At 58.5% G+C, this 17,411-nt stretch carries 20 protein-coding genes; 9 read left to right on the top strand and 11 right to left on the bottom strand.

Features of this window, described 5'->3' with window-relative positions; translation table 11 throughout:
• Window positions 1-76: 76 nt before the first annotated feature.
• Window positions 77-457 (bottom strand): DUF7522 family protein, encoded by a 381-nt coding sequence (locus ACN2TU_RS07505; RefSeq protein WP_435154372.1) that lies wholly within the window; start codon window positions 455-457, stop codon window positions 77-79.
• A 154-nt stretch (window positions 458-611) separates the two neighbouring features.
• The gene (gene rocF / locus ACN2TU_RS07500) at window positions 612-1,532 is read right to left on the bottom strand and encodes an arginase (RefSeq protein WP_435154371.1); all 921 of its coding nucleotides are present in this window, start codon (window positions 1,530-1,532) and stop codon (window positions 612-614) included.
• A gap of 150 nt (window positions 1,533-1,682) precedes the next feature.
• Between rocF and ACN2TU_RS07495 the strand changes: the two genes are divergently transcribed.
• From ACN2TU_RS07495 to ACN2TU_RS07465, 7 genes are all read left to right on the top strand, one after another.
• On the top strand, window positions 1,683-2,216 hold the full coding sequence (locus tag ACN2TU_RS07495; protein WP_435154370.1) for an Rrf2 family transcriptional regulator: 534 nt from the start codon (window positions 1,683-1,685) through the stop codon (window positions 2,214-2,216).
• Window positions 2,217-2,313: 97 nt separating this feature from the next.
• Window positions 2,314-3,708 (top strand): hypothetical protein, encoded by a 1,395-nt coding sequence (locus ACN2TU_RS07490; RefSeq protein ID WP_435154368.1) that lies wholly within the window; start codon window positions 2,314-2,316, stop codon window positions 3,706-3,708.
• Window positions 3,705-3,965 (top strand): C2H2-type zinc finger protein, encoded by a 261-nt coding sequence (locus tag ACN2TU_RS07485; RefSeq protein ID WP_435154366.1) that lies wholly within the window; start codon window positions 3,705-3,707, stop codon window positions 3,963-3,965. Before ACN2TU_RS07490 ends, ACN2TU_RS07485 begins: the two co-directional genes overlap by 4 nt.
• Window positions 3,966-4,041: 76 nt before the next feature.
• Window positions 4,042-4,518 (top strand): GNAT family N-acetyltransferase, encoded by a 477-nt coding sequence (locus ACN2TU_RS07480; protein WP_435154364.1) that lies wholly within the window; start codon window positions 4,042-4,044, stop codon window positions 4,516-4,518.
• Between the two features lie 78 nt (window positions 4,519-4,596).
• Window positions 4,597-4,974: a DUF555 domain-containing protein gene (locus tag ACN2TU_RS07475; protein ID WP_435154362.1), complete on the top strand. Its 378-nt coding sequence runs from the start codon at window positions 4,597-4,599 to the stop codon at window positions 4,972-4,974.
• 42 nt (window positions 4,975-5,016) lie between these two features.
• Window positions 5,017-5,556, top strand: a complete 540-nt coding sequence (locus ACN2TU_RS07470) for a CBS domain-containing protein (RefSeq protein ID WP_435154361.1) — start codon at window positions 5,017-5,019, stop codon at window positions 5,554-5,556.
• Window positions 5,557-5,709: 153 nt separating this feature from the next.
• Entirely contained in the window at window positions 5,710-6,870 is a 1,161-nt protein-coding gene (locus ACN2TU_RS07465; RefSeq protein WP_435154360.1) for a low temperature requirement protein A, read from the top strand.
• Between the two features lie 490 nt (window positions 6,871-7,360).
• On the opposite strand, the gene purM is transcribed toward ACN2TU_RS07465, so the two are convergent.
• The 6 genes from purM to ACN2TU_RS07435 form a co-directional block, all read right to left on the bottom strand.
• Entirely contained in the window at window positions 7,361-8,335 is a 975-nt protein-coding gene (gene purM / locus ACN2TU_RS07460) for a phosphoribosylformylglycinamidine cyclo-ligase (RefSeq protein ID WP_435154358.1), read from the bottom strand.
• A 93-nt stretch (window positions 8,336-8,428) separates the two neighbouring features.
• Window positions 8,429-9,067 carry a zinc metalloprotease gene (locus tag ACN2TU_RS07455; RefSeq protein ID WP_435154357.1) on the bottom strand — a complete coding sequence of 213 codons (639 nt, stop codon included), beginning with the start codon at window positions 9,065-9,067 and terminating at the stop codon, window positions 8,429-8,431.
• Complete coding sequence (locus ACN2TU_RS07450; protein WP_435156151.1) at window positions 9,064-10,797, bottom strand: TraB/GumN family protein; 1,734 nt, start codon at window positions 10,795-10,797, stop codon at window positions 9,064-9,066. Before ACN2TU_RS07450 ends, ACN2TU_RS07455 begins: the two co-directional genes overlap by 4 nt.
• 200 nt (window positions 10,798-10,997) lie before the next feature.
• Window positions 10,998-11,285 carry a HalOD1 output domain-containing protein gene (locus tag ACN2TU_RS07445; protein ID WP_435154356.1) on the bottom strand — a complete coding sequence of 96 codons (288 nt, stop codon included), beginning with the start codon at window positions 11,283-11,285 and terminating at the stop codon, window positions 10,998-11,000.
• Between the two features lie 102 nt (window positions 11,286-11,387).
• Window positions 11,388-11,732 (bottom strand): DUF7344 domain-containing protein, encoded by a 345-nt coding sequence (locus ACN2TU_RS07440; protein WP_435154355.1) that lies wholly within the window; start codon window positions 11,730-11,732, stop codon window positions 11,388-11,390.
• 46 nt (window positions 11,733-11,778) lie between these two features.
• Window positions 11,779-13,383 (bottom strand): bacterio-opsin activator domain-containing protein, encoded by a 1,605-nt coding sequence (locus tag ACN2TU_RS07435; RefSeq protein WP_435154353.1) that lies wholly within the window; start codon window positions 13,381-13,383, stop codon window positions 11,779-11,781.
• Between the two features lie 88 nt (window positions 13,384-13,471).
• Here ACN2TU_RS07435 and ACN2TU_RS07430 point away from each other — a divergent pair, with 88 nt between their 5' ends.
• Window positions 13,472-13,951 carry an acyl-CoA thioesterase gene (locus tag ACN2TU_RS07430; RefSeq protein ID WP_435154352.1) on the top strand — a complete coding sequence of 160 codons (480 nt, stop codon included), beginning with the start codon at window positions 13,472-13,474 and terminating at the stop codon, window positions 13,949-13,951.
• Window positions 13,952-13,957: 6 nt separating this feature from the next.
• Here the strand turns inward: ACN2TU_RS07430 and ACN2TU_RS07425 are convergent, their stop codons facing one another.
• Complete coding sequence (locus tag ACN2TU_RS07425) at window positions 13,958-14,449, bottom strand: NUDIX hydrolase (RefSeq protein ID WP_435154351.1); 492 nt, start codon at window positions 14,447-14,449, stop codon at window positions 13,958-13,960.
• 38 nt (window positions 14,450-14,487) lie between these two features.
• Complete coding sequence (locus ACN2TU_RS07420; RefSeq protein ID WP_435154349.1) at window positions 14,488-16,320, bottom strand: DUF4397 domain-containing protein; 1,833 nt, start codon at window positions 16,318-16,320, stop codon at window positions 14,488-14,490.
• Window positions 16,321-16,560: 240 nt separating this feature from the next.
• On the opposite strand from ACN2TU_RS07420, the gene ACN2TU_RS07415 reads away from it, so the two are divergent.
• Complete coding sequence (locus ACN2TU_RS07415; RefSeq protein WP_435154348.1) at window positions 16,561-17,028, top strand: DUF7992 family protein; 468 nt, start codon at window positions 16,561-16,563, stop codon at window positions 17,026-17,028.
• On the opposite strand, the gene ACN2TU_RS07410 is transcribed toward ACN2TU_RS07415, so the two are convergent.
• Entirely contained in the window at window positions 17,029-17,409 is a 381-nt protein-coding gene (locus tag ACN2TU_RS07410) for an FAS1-like dehydratase domain-containing protein (protein ID WP_435154347.1), read from the bottom strand. It abuts the gene before it with no gap.
• Between the last annotated feature and the right edge of the window lie 2 nt (window positions 17,410-17,411).

The raw sequence follows: 17,411 nt of genomic DNA, 5'->3' as shown, positions 1-17,411 counted from the left end.
TTTCTCGTTTTTCAGTAGTTCGAGTTATCCACCGGTTTCATTCGACAGTGGTGGGTTGATTTCGACTCGCTACCTGCTAGGCGTCTATCGTATTGCGAAACGCCTCGACGGTCGGGCCGAAGGTCATCGGATCGGGAGCCAATCCGACGAAAACACCCTCGTTCTCCCGTGGATTCCACGCCAGAACGTGCGCCGAGTGTTCGAACAGTCGAATCGTTATCTCGACATCGCCGACGAGATGTGCGAGTTCGTCGTGGTCGTGGAGGTCGATCTGTTCCTCGGTGATGGTATCGAGGATTTTGCGAATCTCCGCCGACGAAAACTGGTCTCGAACGTCGTCGTGCAGGTACGTGACCGAGTAGTTCGTTTCGACGAAGTCCCCGTAAAATACGCCGTGAAGGCTGTCTCCGAGTTCGTCCCGTAGTTCCGTGACGAGTGTTTCTACCTGCGCTCGCATTTCCTCCGGATTTTTGCCCCCGGATAATAAATTTCGCCATTCCATTCGGTGAAATGGAAGCTCGGAATCCGATTGTTTGGACGCCTCGACACCGAACGGCGACGCCGCGAGTCAAGGGAGGAACGCAAGCCTTTGGTGAAGAAAAAAGGTGCGTCTAGAGAATGCGCTTGCCCAGCGCGCTCGCCACGAGTTCGGTTGCCAACTCGGCCGTTTCGTTGTGTTCGTCTAGAATCGGGTTCACTTCCACGAGTTCGAGCGAACGCAGGACGCCCTCGCGGTCGTCGCGCTCGGCGACGATTTCGAGCGCCGAGTGAGCCTCACGATACGTCGCGCCGCCGCGAACCGGTGTCCCGACGCCGGGGGCTTCCTTGGGGTCGAGCCAGTCCAGGTCGAAACTGACGTGAATGCCGTCCACGCCGTCGGTGGCGATGTCGAGGGCTTCGTCGACGACCTCGGTGATGCCGTGTTCGTCGATATCGGACATCGTGTAGGTGGTCACGTCGCTCTCGCGAATGGCCTCGGTTTCGGTCTCATCGACGCTCCGGAGACCGACGAGGACGACGTTTTCCTCGGACAGGCCGGGTGCGTTGGCCCACTCCGTGTCGGCGAAATCCTCGATTCCGAGCGCGCCCGCGAGCGGCATCCCGTGGACGTTTCCGCTCGGCGAGGTTTTCGGCGTGTTGAAGTCGCTGTGCGCGTCGAACCAGATGGCACCGATTTCGGCGTCGCGGGCCGCCCCGCGCAGGGTACCCATGGCGATCGAGTGGTCACCGCCGAGGACGAGCGGGAAGGCGTCGTCGTCTATCGTGCCCGCGACTTCGTCGGCGAGTCGTGAACAAACGTCCGCGGTTTCGCGGAGGAACTTCGCCTTCCCATCCGCGGGTTCGTCGGTTTCCGGGTCTCGTTCTTCCGCGCGGGGGACGGGCAGGTCGCCGCTGTCGATGGCGGTTACTTTGGCTTCTGCAAGTTGGTCTGCAAGTCCGGCGTAGCGAATCGCGGACGGACCCATGTCCACACCACGTCGGTTCGCACCGTAGTCCACTGGAGCACCGATGATTTGAACGGGCTTTGTCATAGGAGAAGAAACGATTCGGGGGGTTTTCAAAACCCTCCTTTTCGACTGGCTGACGATACGTTTAAACCTGTCGAGCAGTAGCCATAACTGGCCACGATTCTCCCAGCATATTCGTCGGGTTTAAGGAAATCTATTACCAAGATTCATCTAATGTCGAGTATTGAGTTGACGCCAAGTCAGGAGACGATACTGACGGCACTCGTAAACCTCCACAGAGAAGCCGAGGATGCAGTCAAAGGCGAGGATATCGCCGAAGAAGTAGACCGCAACCCCGGTACGATTCGAAACCAAATGCAGAGCCTCAAGGCTCTCCAGCTCGTCGAAGGTGTTCCCGGCCCGAAAGGCGGGTACAAACCGACGGCGACTGCCTTCGAAGCGCTCGATATCCAAAAGTTGGATAGCGCCGCCGAGGTGCCTCTCCGGCAGAACGGCGAGAAAGTCGAAGAGGGCAACGTCGAGGAAATCGACCTCAACAGCGTTCACCACCCCGAACTCTGCCGCGCTGAGATTCACCTCCGTGGGTCGGTTCGTGACTTCCACGAGGGTGACGAGGTGACGGTCGGACCGACGCCGCTGTCGAAACTCGTCGTGGAGGGCATCGTAGACGGAAAGGACGACACCCGAAACATCCTCATCCTAAAGATTTCGGGAATGGAAGCACCCGCAGAACAGCCCAACCACTAACCGACGCTGAATCGTTTCAGTTTCGAATTTCGACTCTTTCTTGCGCTTGCCGCCCGATTTCAAAAGGTATTATCCGAAGACAGCCCTAGCTCCACTGATGAACCGCCGAAACGCGATTCGCTACTCGCTTCGTCTGGTTTCCGTGCTATGGTTGGTCGGTACGTTCTCCGGCCATGCGGTTGCACACGGCGGAAGCTTGCGAGGCACCTCGGAGTCGTTGTCGGTTCCCCTCTGGCTGTTCTTGCTCACTGGCGGCGGCGTCGTGAGCGCTTCGTTCTTGCTCGCAAGCTTCGTCACCGACCGAACCTTCATTCGCGAGATTCACGACTGGCGGCGACGATTCGCGGCACTGTCACCCGACCCGCTCGTGACTGCCACACGATTGTTTGGCGTTCTGGCGCTCGTTCTCATCACCGTGGGTGGGTTATTCGCCCCCTCGGACGCCAGGAAAAACGTCGCCATCCTCGTCGTTTGGGTCGGCTGGTGGGCGGGGTACACGGCGTCGGTGTACCTCATCGGCAACACGTGGCCCGCATTGAACCCGTGGCGAACGATTGCCGACGCGGTTTCCATGATCTATCGAACAGGCAAGGCCAGCTATCCCGAACGACTCGGTGCGTGGCCCAGCGTCGTCGGACTGCTGGCGCTGGTCTGGTTGGAAGTCGTCAGTCCGCTCGCCGACGACGCGGAACTGTTGGTCGGCGTCATCGTGGCCTACTCCGTGATTACGCTCACGGGTGCCCTGCTGTTCGGTTCCGACCGCTGGTTTTCGACGGTCGACCCGGTTGCGCGCGTCTTCCGCTACTATGGCCGTGTCGCGCCGATTCGCCGAACCGAATCCGGCTTCGAATTCCAACTCCCCGGCGCGCGACTAACCGAGACGAAACTGGTCACGGGCCGTGACGAAGTGGCATTCGTCGTCGCAATCCTCTGGGTGACGACCTACGACGGATTCGTGGCCACGTCCCTGTGGGCCGACATCGCAGGCGTCGTGGTCGGCGTCGGCGTTCCACCGCTACTCGTCTACGTTCTCGCCCTTCTCGGTGGATATGCCCTCTTTTTCGGCGTCTACCGACTGGCGTCGAAGTTGACTCGAACCAGCGCCGAAACCTATCTCACCGCCGGAGAAATCGCCCGGCGGTTCGCGCCGTCACTGCTCCCGATTGCCGCGGGCTACCACCTTGCGCACTATCTGAGCTACTTCCTCTCGCTCTCCCCCGCTCTGTTCGGTGCGCTATCCAATCCGATGAACCCACCGGCACCTATGATGATCGTCCTGCCGTCGTGGTTTGGGGGACTAAACTTGACGTTCGTCCTGCTCGGTCATCTGCTCGCCGTTTGGGTTGCCCACGCGATAGCCTACGACCTATTCCCGAGCCGACTGCAAGCCATTCGGAGTCAGTATCCGCTCGTCGCCGTGATGATACTGTACACGATGACGAGCATGTGGATCGTGTCGCAACCGACCCTCGCATCGATTCCATACCTATGACCTATGATACCTACGTCCCCCCTGGCGAATCGGTATACGAGTGTGCGTACTGCGGTCAGCCGTTCAGCCACGAGGAGTATCTCGTGCTCCATCGTGGGTTGGAACACGGCGACGAACTGAACGACACCCAGGTGAGTGCGTTTCACGATGCCTACCGAGAAGAAACCGATGAACTGCGACTGTTCCGCCTCAAAGCACTTGCACTGCTCGTCTTGCTGTACTTCGGGTTTCTGTTCACCTACTCCGTCGTCACGTAGGGGTGGGGCCAGCGCACGCTGACGGGAGACCGATTTCGCCGATGGGATTACAATCATCAGCCTCGTCTCGGAGGATATGCCGTCGATTCGTCCCGCAACTGAAGCCGACACCAAAGCCATCCTCCACCTCCACATCGCGTCCATCCGGGCGTTCGCCCCCGACCAGTATCGCGACGAACAGGTCAAAGCGTGGGCGACGAAACCGCTCGGGAGCGCGCCATATCGCGAATCCGTTCGAAATGGGTCGGAAGACATCGTCGTCGCCGAAGTCGAGGGAGAAGTCGCTGGATTCGGGCGTCTCGACATCGCAAGCGAGGTAGTCGATGCCGTGTTCGTTCACCCCCGCCATGCACGGAACGGCGTCGGGTTGGCGCTCCTCTCGAACCTCGAATCGCGAGCGGGGGAACGCCAAATCGATTCGCTTTCCCTGCACGCATCGCTGAACGCCGTCCCGTTCTACGAGCAGGCAGGGTACGAACGGGTCAAAACGATTGCCCACGAGACGACCGGCGGTATCGAACTCGCCTGTGTGGAGATGACGAAAAAATTGTAACTGCGAAAAACCACTAATGACGCCGACGTTGACCGGGAAACCAAAAGACACGAAACCCTCCAGCGTCTCGGTTGGGATATGAGCAATTACCTCGTTGCGATGGAGGCGGCATGGTTGGTACGTGATGTCGGCGATATCGACGACGCTATTGGCGTTGCAGTTAGCGAAGCAGGAAAGCGATTGAATCAGAAGAACATGGACTACGTCGAGGTAGAAGTCGGCGCGACGGGGTGCCCGGCCTGTGGCGAACCGTTCGATTCGGCGTTCATCGCGGCACACACCGCACTCGTCGGACTCGTCCTCGAAATGAAGGTGTTCAACGCGGACAGCGAGGAACACGCACAACGAATCGCGAAAAGCGAAATCGGCGGAGCACTCCGCGACGTGCCGCTTTCGGTGGTCGAAACGATAGAGTTCGAAGACGAGGACGACATCGATTTCGACGACGCCGCTTGAAGAGTCGAACGATTTATGTCATAACCCGTGGTAATTTCCAGTATGGATCTCCCGACACCCCAAGACCTCAGGGAACGCAGAACGGATCTCGGTCTGACACAGAGCGAACTGGCAAATCGCGCCGGAGTCTCACAGCCATTGATCGCTCGAATTGAGGGGGGTGACGTTGACCCACGGCTCTCGACGCTCCGACGAATTGTCAATGCACTTGAGGATTCGGAAGGCGACATCGTCCGAGCGAGCGACCTGATGCACGAAGACGTGGTCAACGTGGCACCGACAGACCCCGTCCGTACGGCGGTGAAAAAGATGCAGGAGGCGGGCTACTCCCAACTCGCAGTTATCAAGGAGGGCGTCCCCGTCGGCTCCATCAGCGAGAGCGACCTGGTTCACGTCGACGAGGGTGCTCGCGATGAGGAAGTCCATGAGTTCATGGCAGAGAGCTTCCCAACCGTCTCGAAGTCGGCGACGCTGAACGAAATCAGCAACCTACTTGACCATTACAAGGCCGTGATGGTGACCGAAGAGGGTGAAACCGTCGGCATCGTCACCGAAGCCGATATCGCCGCACGGTTGTCGTAACGTCTGCAATTTGGGTGTCGGAATTTTCGCTGGGTTCGTTCCTTATTGTTCGCTTCGACTATCGAGAGAAGCAGTCTCCCGACCTATCCATTGATACTCTTCTCCCTCGATTTACCAACATCGCTAGCCGGGACGGCGAATGGACGACGCACCATGAGTACGACTGATTCAGCATCCTTCTCGGACGAAAACGGGAACGAGCGAGAACGGAACGTCACGCCACTGGAGTTGTTTTTCGACCTTGTCTTCGTGTTCGCGCTGACCCAAATTACCGGGTTTCTCACGAACAACCTGACGTGGGGGGGAATCGTTCGTGGGGTGGCGCTCCTCGCGGTGGTGTGGTGGGCGTGGGTTGGGTATTCGTGGCTGACGAACACGATTCCCGCCGAAGAACTCCTGCCCGCACGATTGGTAATCCTGTTTGCGATGGCCGCCATGTTGGTCGTCGCGCTGTCGATTCCTCGCGCGTTCAGCGACGATGCCGTGCTCTTTGCCGTCGCCTACTTCGTGGTTCGGGCGTTGCACGTCGTTCTCTATGGACTCATCACCCCGCCCGAAACACGGGATGCGGTGCTCCGACTCGCGCCGGGATTTCTCGGAGCGCCCATCTTCCTTATCATCGCTGGATTCGTTGGGACACCGCTCCAAGGCGCGCTGTGGGTTGGCGCAATCGCGGTGGATTACGGCGTTGCACAGTTCCGCGGTGTCGAGGGTTTTTACGTCCGTGCGAGCCACTTCGTGGAACGACACCGACTCATCATCATTATCGCATTGGGAGAATCGATTGTCGCAATCGGCGTCGGCGCGACCGGTTTACTGCTCGATAGCGAAATCGTCCTCGCAGTTTTCGCAGGATTCGCGCTCATCGCAACGCTGTGGTGGCTTTACTTCGACTACATCACGCTCGCCGCGGAGCGACGACTCAGCGCAGTGCACGGTCACGAACGAACGGTGTTGGCGAGAGATTCGTACAGCTACATCCATCTGCTGATGATAAGCGGCATCATCTTCATCGCGCTCGGTATCGAGCAGACGGTTGCACACATCGGCGAGCCACTCGGCCTCATTCCTGCCGTCTCGCTCTGTGGTGGCGGAACGCTCTATCTCACAGGGCATAACGCCTATCGATTTCGTGACCACGGTACCATCAGCGTCCCACGGGCTGTCGTGGCCGCTGGTGCCAGTTTGTTGATTCCAATCACCGTGGTAGTTCCATCGCTCGTCAGTCTCGGACTGCTCACTGCGCTGTTCATCGTGCTTGCAATTTTCGAGACGGTTCGCTCGGAAGACCGGCGGAGACTTCGAACGAATTGAAATCGGTGGTGCAAACCATACGTCGGAGCACGTGCACCGGTACCATTAAAATTTAAGACACATCCCGCGGATGTAAAGCACGTACCGACGGACGTGAGAACGGTGCGGCGTTTCAATTCGGGCATGTTCCTATCCGTAGTCGTCTCCGGAATACGTTTTCTGCAGGTCAGTCGTTCAAACAATCCACGGATTCCGCCTGCACTCGTCGGATATCGCACCACCCACACCCGCACTTCGCCCAGATTATCTGCCGTGCCTGCTCCCCCTCGACCCGTACCGTCGAACCGGTTCGGAGCGTGTGGTCTTTGCCAGTTCCATCCGCGTTCGGACACCTGCCTCTCGAAATGTGGATGTTTTGGGGGGCTATGTGTGACGGAACAAGTTGGAATAGTATGACGTTATTGTAGGTTCCAAAGAATAATGAAATTTGAACAACGATTTCGGCCCCGACGGGGCCGAAATCGTCCGGGCGTCGGAAACTCGGGATTACTTATTCCAGACTCAGTCCGCGGATTTCGACGGTTTCGCCCTCCGAAACGGTGCCGATGATTCTTCCATCCGTTTCCTTGACCAGCGATTCAGCATCTTCCTCGGGCAGAGAAACGACGAATCCGGTTCCCATATTGAACGTACGGTGCATCTCCTCATTGGAGACGTTGCCCTCGGATTGGACGAACTCGAACACGGACTGTACCGGGAAGGGGTCGGTAATCTCGTAGCGACGCTCACTCATCCGCAGGAGGTTCGTCCATCCGCCGCCGGTGACGTGCGCCGCGGCGTGAACGTCGTGCGCCCGGAGCGCGGGAAGAAGATAGGTGTAGAGTCGCGTCGGTTCGAGCAGTTGCTCGCCGACCGTTCCTTCTCCGAGCGGGAAGTCGTCGGTGTACTCGTGGTTTTTCGTGGCCGCTTTTCGGGCCAGCGTCAGGCCGTTCGAGTGGATACCGCTGGATTCGAAGCCAACGAGCCGGTCGCCGACTTCAGTCTCACCGGGGAAGATGGCGTCTTTCGGCGCGAGTCCGGCGCACGCCCCCGCGAGGTCGAGGCCGGAAATCACGTCGGGCATGACGGCAGTTTCCCCGCCAACGAGGGCCATGTTCGCCTCCGCAGCACCCGCCGCGAGGCCTTCGCCGACCTGCTGGGAGAACTCCTCGCTCGGTTCCTCGACGGCGAGATAATCCACGAAGGCGACGGGTTCGACGCCGCTCGCCACGAGATCGTTCGCGTTCATCGCGATGCAGTCGATACCGACCGTCGAATAGTCACCCAACGCTTCCGCGACGAGTAGTTTCGTCCCGACGCCGTCGGTCGCCAGCGCGAGATACTGGTTGCCGATGTCGAGCAGGCCCGCGTAATCGGTCGTGTTGTCGATGTCCGAAACCGCGCCGACGAGGGCCGTTGTCGCCGCTTCGCTGGCGTCGATGTCTACCCCCGCATCCGCGTAGGTCAGTTCCTCCTCCTCGCTCATGGTCGAACCCGCGTACCGGGTGAGTAAAGGTTTGCCGTTCCACTACTGGCGAAGGAAGTCGATTGAGGTCGAAAAACGCTTGCCGTTTCGCGATCAGAATCGCGGGAACGGCATGAACAACAGCGCGTAGACCGCGAGCAGGAGAAGCGGAACGAACGTTCCGACGAATACTATCGTACTCCAACTCTGCACCTTCTTCCCGTCGAGCGGTCCCCACGGGAGCATGTTAAAGCCTGCGAGCAGGAAGTTGATCTGCACGCCGAGGTGGCCAACGAGATTGACGAACGTGTTCTCGGGAGCCAACAGCCAAATCGGGAAGAAAACCGCACCGAGCGCGACGTTCGTCACCGGGCCGGCCAGCGCGATAAGTCCGTTCTCCCGCTTCGTCGCCATCCCGCGGTGGTACACCGCGCCAGGTGCGGCGAACAGGAATCCGGCGAGGGCGCTGACGATGGCGAGAAACAGCATGCCGTAATCCGCACGAAACTCCGCGATTTGGCCGAAGCGAATCGCCATCACCTTGTGTGCGAGTTCGTGCAGGAGGAATCCGACACCCGCGGTGAGGAGCGAAATTCCGAGCGCCCTGATGAACGTCCCGGGCGAGGCACCGCCACCGGGTTGAATCAACGACTGGACGAGTTCCGGTTGGAGGAACAGCGTGAACGCGATACCGAGGGCGATCCACGCGATGAGCAGGTCACGAATCTCGTGTGCACTGAATCGGACGTTCACGTCAGTGCCCCCCAGATGATGTCCGCGCTGTTCTGCGCGCCTTCTACCATGAGACGCGTTATTTCCTGGACACCGCCGATTTCCGGCCCGAGAATCGGCAGGACGACGAACGGAAAGAGGAACGTCGCAATCATGCTTCCGATGTTCGTCATGGCGACGACTGCGATGAGACGGAACAGGGGGACGTCGAGCATCCGCGACATGATGTCCGAGAGCGGACTCTCCTCGTCGCTCATGATTTCGTTCAGTTTCCCGATGTCGCCGATGTTCACCTGCATGTATTTCAGTTCGACGTAGCCCGCGAACCAGCCCGGCGCGAGAAGCGGGTTGATGCTCGTCAGCCACGCGACTGCGCCGCCGACGAGGGCGCTCACCCAGTGTGCACCGGCGAGCTTCGCCAACGAGAACGAAAAGATACCATTGAAGAGGAACCACGCGGCGAACACCTTGATGAGAAACTCGTTTCGAACGCCCGCCATCGCCAGGAGGACGAAAAAGGCGAAGAAGACGACTGTGACGAGGTAACCGAACAGCTTGAAGAAGGAAAATCGGCTCCCCGATTCGGTTCCGACCAACGACTCCATCGGGGGCAGTGTGTCCGGGTTGCGGAGATAGCGTTCGATTCCGGCCCGGTGACCCGCACCGACGACTGCTACGACGTGGTGACCGGCCTCTCGAAGTGCGACGAGTCGATGTGCGATGAAGGCGTCACGTTCGTCGATGAGGGCTTCCGCCCCACCGGGTGAGAAGCGTCGGAACTCCTCCATCATCGCGGTAACTACGTCGCCGTCGGTGAGGTCTTCGATGTCGAATTCCTCGTCCAACTCCTCTTCCGCTACCGTGCCCCGTCCGATGGCGACACCGCCGACGAGTCCGAGGACGAGGCCACTTCCGACACCGATTGCGGCGGCCGAAAGCACCCGAATCGAAACCGACCCGATGGTTTCGAGCGTTGCCAGGTCGAACATGGGCACCGCGTTCGCGGTGACGATTCCGGTTCCGACTGCAATCCCGGCGACGACGCCGAAAAGGAGTCCCCCGCCGAGAGCGATGTCGTAGCGTCTCGTCACGCCGAACGAGAGCGCGAGAGCACCGAGGGCGACACCCGCGAACGCGCCTCCCGCAAGGCCTCCGACGAGTTGGAACGCGCCAGTCCCCGCGCCGAGCGTGAGCGCCTCGTTCAGTCCGAGAAGCGGGGCGACGAAGAGGCCAAATATCATCGCGAAGAAGACACCAGCCATCGCTCCACCGAGCAATCCGAGGGTGAGGGGATCGGTTACGCCGAGGGCGAGACTGCCGACCATCCGCATTTTCTCGCGGAAGGTCATCCGCGCCCAGAATCGCTGAATAGTCATCTGGATGTCGCGGTCTACGAGCGCGACATCGCTTCCGGTTCGTTTCGCCACCTCGATGGCGGCTTTCATATCCGCGCCGGGTTTGATATCGAACTCGTCCCCCATTCGCGCTTGCACATACGAAAGCATCCAGTATGCGAGAAACTGAAAGACGGTGTTTCCGTGGAGCAGGTCGGACGGTTCGAGGTCGTCGGCCACCTCGCCCTGCATCTGCTTGTATCGGCCTTCGTCGAGTTCGACGGCCACCGTATCCGGTTGCTCCGCTTCGATGGCCTCCTCGACCCGTTCGACACTCTTCTCAGAGACGTGGGCGGTCCCAACGACTCGTACGCTGCCCTCGCCGTCTCCGGACGGCGGTGGGTCCTGGTCGGTCATCATTGTCGTTACTCACCCTCCGTTTTTACCGTTATCGGTGACGCGACAATTTTTTCACGCGAGAAAAGAGACATGATATTTCGAATAAACGAGCGGATTCGCAGAGCTGACGGGCGCTGATGGTGCTCGGTAGTTGACTGCTCGTACGTCGGCGTCAGCAGGAAGCGATTCTATCCACGGTGACACCACCGGAACTGTCTCTACTCGGCAGGGCGGATGAGGACGCGACCGTGGCTTTTCACAACGACTTCGTGGTCATCCACGAGGAACGATATTTCGCCCGTGACGGGACTCAGTTGGCCGTTCCCGCGAGGGCCGAAAATCGATTCGAGGGCATCGACATCCACGGCGTTGTGGAGGTGAAGGAGTTCTTCCGGAGACCGCCCGGTCGCGGACGCCAGTGTCTCGACGATGGTGTGGACGAGTGTCATTTCGCCGCCCCACGAATACTGTGCGGACGCGACTGGTTCAGGTTCTTCTCGTAGCACGGTTTCGTTCACGCTCAACGGTAGTATCACAGCAACTCCTATCGAACTATGCGTTCAATAGTTGCGTCTTTAAGTAGGAGTGGGTATTGCTGTGAAGGAATGTCACTGCACATCCTGCTCGATGATTTCGAACAGTCGCCGGTACTGGTACGGGATGGTGGCAAGTTCAATCGATTCGCGCGTTCGGTTCCATCGAATTAGTCCGACCGCGTCCAACATCGGCAGGTGAATATGAACGAGCGACAGTCGAACCTGGTTGGCGTCGTCGCTCAGGACATCCGCGAGTTCGTTCAGCGATATCGGGCCGTCTTTCGTCCGTAAGACGGTCAGCGTTTCACGACGAATTCGGTCGGAAAAAACTCTGAAAAGTTCGTTCAAGGACGATGTCGTGGATGCGTCCCATCGATTGGCGCCAGCGTCGACCCCAAGACGTGTTTCGGGCGGCATATTCCGAATCAACCACCGAACGGCATTGAGCAACAGGGCTAAACGATTAGCCCTGCTCCGCGCTATCGAAAAGCACGGAGAGGAGTTTTCCCTCCGCGAGTCGCAGATGTTTATGCAGGGTCGGGGCGGCGATGTCGAGCGATTTTGCGAGTTCTTCGCCGGTACTCTCGCGCGGCCAATCGAAATATCCACCGCGATAGGCGGCGGTGAGAACGGTTCGTTGGCGGTCGGTCAACTGTTGGTCGAGCGTATCGCGGAACTTTGCACGGGTTTCGACCGGGCGTTCTACGGTTCTTCGGGAAACGAGATCCACCGTATCGAAGACGCCTGCAAGCATATCGACCACTTCGCGCACAGCACCTCCTTCCGGGAGGTCAATCTGAACGTGTGCGACGCCATCTTCTGCAACCGCCTCTCGAATCACTCCGCCGTGGTGTGAGAGTGTTCGAAGCACCATCGGTTCGCCATACCGAACTTCCAACGAGCATTCATCGTCCCGTTTGCTGACGACGCGAAGATGTGAAACGTCCTCGAAGTCCCGGCAATATTCCACCACCCGATCCGGGTCGCCACCCTGAACCGAGACGTACAGTAGCATCGACCCGTCCGGATGCAAAATCGAATCCTCCAGTCGAACGGTACTGTTTTCGTGTGCAGAGAGTTCGGTAAAGACGTACTCCTCGTCGGCGAGTCGAAACTCTAATTCGATAATTCGTTCAGCGACGAGTGCCCGTCGAGTTTTCACCGCAAAGAGGGCGTACCCGATCATCTCGGCGAGTTCTTCGAGCAACTTTCGTTCGGGTTCATCGAACGCATACGGTCGGTCAGAGTAGACTCCGAGCACGCCGTAAACGGTTTGTTCGTGTGCTAACGGCATGGTCGCAAGTGACCGAAAACCACACTGTAGGGCCGGGGCACTCCAGACGTAATCGTCGCGTTCCAAATCCTGAACGACGTGTACCCTTCGTGTTCTGGTCGCGTTCGCACCCGGCCCCTCCGAAATATCGATATCCGAGTCCCGAAGCAGCCGAACGTACTCTTCGGCGTCACCCGCCCAATTTCGGATGGACAGTTCCTCGAACTGCGGGTCGATACGAGCGACGAGTGCGAATCGATACGGGTCAGCAGCGGCGAGCCGATCACACACTGATTGTTCGATTTCGTCGGTCGTTTCGGCCCGAACGACGGCGCGGTCGATACTTCGGATAACGGCGTTGATACGGCGCAATCGCTCTAATTCGTCACGTCGCGCTTTCAATTCCGTGTCGTGTTGTTCCCTGAGTGATGTGTCGTGAGCGACCCCGACTGTTCCGAGGAACTCACCGTCCGACTGTACCACTGAAAAACGGAGTTCGCACGGAATCGTTTCACCGCTTGCGGTTCGAATCGGTAACTCGGTCAGGCGAACACCGTTCGGGTCGCTCGTCAGCAGCGCATTGATTTCGGCTTCGAGTCGAGTGACATCCTCGTCGTTGACAAGGAGCGAAACGTGTGAATCGAGCAGTTCGTCGCGGTCGTATCCCGTTGCCGTGACGACGGCGTCGTTGACTGCCAAAAAATTTCCGTTCGGGTCGAGTTGATACACAGCATCTCCGACGGTCGAGACGACGGTTTCGTCGGCGAGCAATCCGTCCCGCACCTCCCCACTCATTGTAAATATTCCGCTGGCAGCGATGATAACTGTGACGCGCTGATTCGAACTGTGACGAACTAAATAGCCCTACCGACAATCACCGGATATGGCAGACACTGCGACCCTGATGGACTCGTACACCGAGATGACTGAACTGCTCTTGCCGAACGACACCAACAACCTCGGACGGGCGCTCGGGGGCGCGGTGCTCCACTGGATGGACATTTGCGGCGCAATCGCGGCGATGCGATTCTGTGGAAATCAGTGCGTCACCGCCTCGATGGATCACGTGGATTTCATCTCTCCCATCGACCTCGGCGAAGTCGCCGTCGTTGAGGCGTTCGTCTTCGACACGGGTCGAACCAGCATCGATGTGAAAGTGAACGTCCGCGCGGAAGACCCCAAGGAGAGAGAAGCGCGCGAGACCACCACCTCGTTTTTCACGTTCGTCGCACTGGACGAGGACGGGATGCCGACGCCCGTCCCGGAACTGAACTGTCCCGACGAAAATCAGAGCGCACTCCGTGATTCGGCACGTACCGAGCGCATCGAACAACTGCGTGCCGTCGCCGAACGAATCGACTGATCGACTTCACTCTCGATACGACTCGACTGCTTCGTGGTGGGTGATCTCTGGGAGGTCGGTAAACCACCGCGCATCGTGAATCGTCTCGCCCTCGATACCGAGGTCGGCACCGATTTCCGTTTCGCTCGTTGTCGCACCGAAGAGGACGAAATATCCGGATATTTCCGTGTTGTCGTGGGTGAACGTCTGGTATTCGACCAGAAACGGTCGGTCGAGTTCGACCGACACTCCGGTTTCCTCCGTGACTTCCCTGACGGCAGCATCGGCGAGTGTTTCGTTCATTTCCACCGTCCCACCCGGAACTATCCATCCATCGCTCCATCCGTTCTCGACGAGCAATACCCGTCCGTCGTCGTCCACGACCGCCACGCCAACCCATTTGTCGCGTCCCGATTCGATCGTTTCTTTGATGGTGGCGAAGTTTTCCGCCGGAACCGAAAACGTTCGAGTTCCTTCTCGAACGCCCTCCCAGCGACGGATAGCAGTGAGATTGTTCACGCCCGCAATTCGTGTCGACTGAAAAATAAATTCCCGATTTAGCTGTCGTCGGAATTCGTTTTCTTTCTGCTGTCGTCCTTCGTCATCTTCTTCTTCGGCGTGGTCTTTTTTGGAGTCGTTTTCTTCACTGTGGTCTTCTTCGGCGTCGTTTTCTTCGCAGTTGTCTTCTTGGCTGTGGTTTTTGCCGCTGTGGTCTTTTTAGCGGTCGTTCGCTTCGCTGTGGTCTTTTTCGGCGTTGTTTTCTTCGCAGTCGTTTGCTTTGGTGTCGTTTTCTTTGCCGTCGTTTTCTTTGCCGTCGTTTTCTTGGCAGTCGTCTCTTTCTTCGTCGTTCGTTTCACCGTCGTCTTCTTGGTTTTCGTTTTTGCTGGAGTCGTCTTCTTCGCCGTGGTCGTTTTATTCACGGTGGTCGTCGGCGTGGCAGTTGGCTTTGCCGTTGTTTTATCCGCTTTCGTCGTTCGCTTCGCCGTCGTCTTCTTCGGCGTTGTTTTCTTCGCAGTTGTCCGTTTCGCGGTCTTCTTCATTGCCGTCGTAGCCTTCGCCGTCGTCTTCTTGGCTTTGGTTTTCTTCGCTGTCGTTTCCTTCACCGTGGTCTCGTTTGTGGTTGTTTTCTTGGCGGTCGTTCGCTTCGCTTTCGTCTTCTTCGCAGCCGTTTTCTCGACTTTCGTCTCCTTGGCGGTCGTTTGCTTTGCCGTCGTTTTCTTCGCCGTCGTTCGCTTCGCTTTCGTCTTCTTCGCGGTCGTTTTCTTGGCTGTGGTTGTTGCCGGTGTCGTCTCCTTCACCGTAGTCTTCTTCGCGGGTGTTGTCTTCTTCACCGTCGTTTGCTTTGCTTTCGTTTTTCTGGTGGTCTTCTTGACTGGTGGTTTCTCAGCTTTCGTCTCCTTCACCGTCGTTTTCGTCATCTTGGCTTTCGTCGTCTCCTTCGCGGTGGTCGTCGGTGCGGCGGTCGTTGTGGTCGTCTGCTGTTCGAACACGAAGTCCTCCACGAGGATGAGTTCGAACGGGTTGTTCTGTCCGCTCTCAGGTGCCTCTGCGGGGTTGACGTACCCCGCGGCGAACGCGGAGTAGGCCGTACTCTCGTTGAGCGTCACGTTGAACGTCGCCACGACTTCACCGTCGTCGTTTTCCGTCGCGGGGCGAACTTCGAGCGTGTAGTCGCCCGCCGGAACTTCCTCGTACGCCGTCGCGTTGCCGTATGAGACGTTGTCGAAGAGCGTCGTGTTACTTCCCGCAACCGTCACGTCCACTGGTGGTGCGTCGGGCGAGACGTGGACGAGTCGCACCGAAGCGTTACCCGCGCCGGGCGCGGTGAAATTGTCTTCGAGGATGTTGACGTCGAACGGTTGGCTCGCATCCTCCGAAATCTCACCCTGCGCAACGGCGGTGTAATTCGTGTCGGCCTCGAACGTCACGTTCTCCGAGAACACGACCGTGCTCGGGTCACCTGCGGCGGTAATCGTCACATTGTGCTCACCTGCTGAGAGATTCGCGTAGTCGGTGACGTTACCGTACGAGAGGTTCGATATCGCCGTTTCACCGTCGATGAGAACGTCAACCGGTGGCGCATCCGGCGACATGTGTGCGACGCGAACCCGTGCCTCGCCTGCTTCCTCGGCGGCAGTCGTCTCGTTCGCTGCGGCCGTCGTTGTCTCGTTCACTTCGGCGGTCGTTTCCGCTGTCGTGGTCGGCTCTTCCTCTGCGACAGTCGTTCCTTCCCCAGCAGTCGTTTCACCAACCACGGTCGTCTCTCCCACGACAGTCGTCTCGTTCGCTGCGCCCGTCGTTGTCTCGTTCGCCGTCGTGGTTGTGGTCGTGGTCGTCTCCTGTCCTGCCATCGCCCCCATTCCCGCGACGGCGACGCTAACTGTAAGCATCAGTGCTACTAATCCAACTGTGACTATCCGTGTCAATCTTGTACCCCTCATTCCTCGCATACCGTCGGTCAGAGCCGATATAAATTGAACAGACGGTTCACAGCCGTAGCGAGGGTTAGTAGGCGTAGTAACGTTCGTTTCGTTCGAATTTTCACCTCGCTCGTCCGTCGAAATCGGCCCGTAATCCGGCGCTCAACGACTGTGAGAACGCTTATCCGAACTCCTTCCGTATTCCGATTCATGGGACTCAACGTGTCTGCCCCTGACGCACCGACCTTACGCCCCGAAGCGGATGTACAGGAGTACGATGACGTGTCGGTTCATGGCGAGACGAACTACCGAAAGGAGGAGTTGGAGACGTTTCTCCACGAAGGGGCGTGGGAAGAATCGTTCAATCAGTGGGCGGAACACACCGATTTGGAGGAACGAGAGTTCGAGACCGCACTGGATTTGAATCTCTTCGACGAGTTCGATTTCTTCTGGGACGACTTCGCAGACCGCGTCGGCTATCACGCCCCCGGGATTCCCGAAGATTGGAAAGAACGCAAGATCCACCCCAACATCGACTCGTGGAACGCCGTCTCGTCCATCAACGCCTCGCTGACCGAACTCGGCCAGGTCGTCTGTGACGTGCTCGAAGCGGACTACGTCGATTGGGAAGCCGAGTTCGAAGCGCCCGACGATTTGCCTGATTTCGGGGACGACTGATTATCGGAAGATTACGCCTTCCGTCTGCCCATCGAGGACTATTTCTTCGTCCTCGCTCCGGCAGACGAACGAGGCCGCCATTTCGTGACGCGTTTCGTGTGACTCGAACGCTTCGACGGTCGATTCGCATGTAATCTCCTCGCCGACGTACACGGGCCTGTGAAACTCGAACCTCATCGTTCGAGCGATGTAATCCATATCGCCGCCGATTTTCGTCGGAAGCGTCGCCGTCAACAAGCCGTGAACCATTCGGTCGTTCCCCGCCGCCGCTTCGTGGTGGCTCCCCCGGTCCCCCGAGAGGTCGGAAAACTGCTCGACATCTTCGTCCGTGAACGTTCGCGTGTACGTCTCCGTCTCGCCTTCGACTGGAACGTCGTCCATGC

It is taken from the genome of Haladaptatus marinus, from assembly GCF_051194195.1.
This window is presented reverse-complemented; position numbering and strand designations above follow the sequence as displayed.

Coding starts and splice junctions, on each gene's coding strand:
- ACN2TU_RS07505 (WP_435154372.1), bottom strand. CDS start 457: ATGCGAGCGCAGGTAGAAACACTCGTCACGGAACTACGGGACGAACTC.
- rocF (WP_435154371.1), bottom strand. CDS start 1,532: ATGACAAAGCCCGTTCAAATCATCGGTGCTCCAGTGGACTACGGTGCG.
- ACN2TU_RS07495 (WP_435154370.1), top strand. CDS start 1,683: ATGTCGAGTATTGAGTTGACGCCAAGTCAGGAGACGATACTGACGGCA.
- ACN2TU_RS07490 (WP_435154368.1), top strand. CDS start 2,314: ATGAACCGCCGAAACGCGATTCGCTACTCGCTTCGTCTGGTTTCCGTG.
- ACN2TU_RS07485 (WP_435154366.1), top strand. CDS start 3,705: ATGACCTATGATACCTACGTCCCCCCTGGCGAATCGGTATACGAGTGT.
- ACN2TU_RS07480 (WP_435154364.1), top strand. CDS start 4,042: ATGCCGTCGATTCGTCCCGCAACTGAAGCCGACACCAAAGCCATCCTC.
- ACN2TU_RS07475 (WP_435154362.1), top strand. CDS start 4,597: ATGAGCAATTACCTCGTTGCGATGGAGGCGGCATGGTTGGTACGTGAT.
- ACN2TU_RS07470 (WP_435154361.1), top strand. CDS start 5,017: ATGGATCTCCCGACACCCCAAGACCTCAGGGAACGCAGAACGGATCTC.
- ACN2TU_RS07465 (WP_435154360.1), top strand. CDS start 5,710: ATGAGTACGACTGATTCAGCATCCTTCTCGGACGAAAACGGGAACGAG.
- purM (WP_435154358.1), bottom strand. CDS start 8,335: ATGAGCGAGGAGGAGGAACTGACCTACGCGGATGCGGGGGTAGACATC.
- ACN2TU_RS07450 (WP_435156151.1), bottom strand. CDS start 10,797: ATGACCGACCAGGACCCACCGCCGTCCGGAGACGGCGAGGGCAGCGTA.
- ACN2TU_RS07440 (WP_435154355.1), bottom strand. CDS start 11,732: ATGCCGCCCGAAACACGTCTTGGGGTCGACGCTGGCGCCAATCGATGG.
- ACN2TU_RS07435 (WP_435154353.1), bottom strand. CDS start 13,383: ATGAGTGGGGAGGTGCGGGACGGATTGCTCGCCGACGAAACCGTCGTC.
- ACN2TU_RS07430 (WP_435154352.1), top strand. CDS start 13,472: ATGGCAGACACTGCGACCCTGATGGACTCGTACACCGAGATGACTGAA.
- ACN2TU_RS07420 (WP_435154349.1), bottom strand. CDS start 16,320: ATGCTTACAGTTAGCGTCGCCGTCGCGGGAATGGGGGCGATGGCAGGA.
- ACN2TU_RS07415 (WP_435154348.1), top strand. CDS start 16,561: ATGGGACTCAACGTGTCTGCCCCTGACGCACCGACCTTACGCCCCGAA.
- ACN2TU_RS07410 (WP_435154347.1), bottom strand. CDS start 17,409: ATGGACGACGTTCCAGTCGAAGGCGAGACGGAGACGTACACGCGAACG.